This window comes from Acetobacterium sp. (assembly GCF_030652775.1).
Taxonomy (GTDB): Bacteria; Bacillota; Clostridia; order Eubacteriales; family Eubacteriaceae; genus Acetobacterium.
In genome coordinates this window covers 1-1817 of the sequence record NZ_JAUSPS010000015.1, presented here as the reverse complement: position 1 = coordinate 1817, position 1817 = coordinate 1, and the positions used below count along the sequence as shown (strand labels likewise).

Genomic DNA, 1817 nt, shown 5'->3' with positions numbered 1-1817 from the left:
AGCAGCATCCCGCCCGTCCCGCAGGTCGGATCATAGATTGACTCGCCCTCTTTCGGGTCAAGCATGAGCGTCATGAGCTTGACGAGCGTCCGGTTGGTGTAGAACTCCGCAGCCGTATGCCCGGAGTCGTCTGCAAACTTCTTGATCAGGTACTCGTAGCCCTGCCCGAGTTCGTCCTGGGGCACACGGGAGAGCGAGAGTTTCTCGGAAGAGAGATGCTCGATCAGATCGCGGAGTGTTTCATCAGAGAGCCGGCTCTTGTTGGTCCACGGGGCATCCCCGAAGATCCCAGCCAGCCGTTCGGGATTGTTCTTCTCAATCTCCCGCATCGCGTTCTGGATCGCCACACCGACATCGGTCATCTTCTCCCGCACATCAGCCCAGTGGGAGTCTTTGGGGATCGTGAAGCGGTGGTACTCCGCAAAATCTTCCCCGACTCCGGGACCGTACTCCTGCGTAACTTCTGCGGCCTCCTCATCAAAGACATCGCAGACCCGCTTGAAGTAGAGCAGCGGGAAGATGAACTGCTTGTAGTCGCTCGCGTCGATATACCCGCGAAGGAGTACCGCCGCTCCCCAGAAGTAGCGTTCGAGATCCTGCTGCGAGATAGTCTCGGGCATCAGAGTACCCCCGACTCGGATAACAACTGCTTCAGCCGGTTCTCGGCGGTTTCGCAATCCGCTGCCGCCTTCTTCAGATCCGAAAGCGCCTCGGCAACGGTCATTGTATCTTCAACAATTACCGGCTCCACGTACAGGGAAATGTTCAGGTTGTAATCCTGCGAGCGGATCTCATCAAGCGTTGCAACCCGGGAAATCCCCGTCCGGGTCTCATTCGCTTCATACGAGGAATAGATCTGGTCCACATGTTCCGGGAGCAGTTCGTTCTGGTTCTTGCCTTTCTTGAACATGCCCGATGCATCGATGAAGAGCACGTTGCCCTTGTGCTGCTTGTCCTTGTTGAGCCGGAAGATACAGACACATGCGGCAAGCGTTGTCCCGTAGAACAGGTTCTGTCCGAGCCCGATCACCGCTTCCAGCAGATCCGACTCCAGCAGTTTCGTCCGGATCTTGCCCTCTGCACCTTTCCGGAACAGGGCACCCTGCGGCAGCACAATCGCCATCCGCCCGTGCGGTTTTGCCATCGATGCAATCATGTGCTGGACCCAGGCATAATCCCCGTAACTTGCGGGAGGCATTCCGGCAAAGTTCCGGCCATAGGGATCATTCTCCCAGACATCCTCACCCCAGTTCTTTAACGAGAACGGCGGGTTGGCAATCACACAGTCAAACCTGCTGATAGCATCTCCCTCAAAAAATGCCGGGCGGCGGAGCGTATCCCCGCGAATGATCTTAAAATCCTCCAGCCCGTGCAGGATCACGTTCATCCGGGCAATGGATGAGGTTGTCAGGTTCTTTTCCTGACCACAGTACTTCTCTAATTTTTAGCCACGGCTAAAGGAAACAGTAAGATCTAAATAGTCGGCGGGCGCCGAATATGTCCAATAGACGGCAAATTGCCCGCCGAACTAAGAAAGTATTGCGAGCAGAAGATTGTTCCGAACTTGCAGTTGATGCAATCAACCGGCACCTCACCATTTCCATCAACGGAAAACTTAACCAAAAGACGCTCATCCGGTCACTCGTCGGAATGTCAGCGAACAAACTTTCAGTGCATTCCATCAATAAAGCCGTAGAAAAAGTCCCGTGTGAAACGTCGGTCAGATACCATTTGTCGAAGGTAGATTTAGATTCACTTCTGGCATTACAATCAAAGATCCTCACCTATTCAAACGATCAAATCCTCGTTCCCGGAAA

1 protein-coding gene and 2 pseudogenes are annotated in these 1817 nt (G+C 54.1%); 1 reads left to right on the top strand and 2 read right to left on the bottom strand.

Annotated elements, in window-relative coordinates; all coding sequences use genetic code 11:
* Both Q7J41_RS03455 and Q7J41_RS03450 read right to left on the bottom strand, forming a co-directional pair.
* Positions 1 to 620 (bottom strand): type I restriction-modification system subunit M N-terminal domain-containing protein (locus Q7J41_RS03455; protein ID WP_304885271.1); only part of this gene is annotated, 620 nt, incomplete at its 3' end.
* A pseudogene (locus tag Q7J41_RS03450) lies at positions 620 to 1423 on the bottom strand (N-6 DNA methylase); the annotation flags it as partial. The gene Q7J41_RS03455 and the pseudogene Q7J41_RS03450, both read right to left, overlap by 1 nt.
* A gap of 74 nt (positions 1424 to 1497) precedes the next feature.
* Between Q7J41_RS03450 and Q7J41_RS03445 the strand changes: the two are divergent.
* Positions 1498 to 1817, top strand: a pseudogene (locus Q7J41_RS03445) (hypothetical protein); the annotation flags it as partial.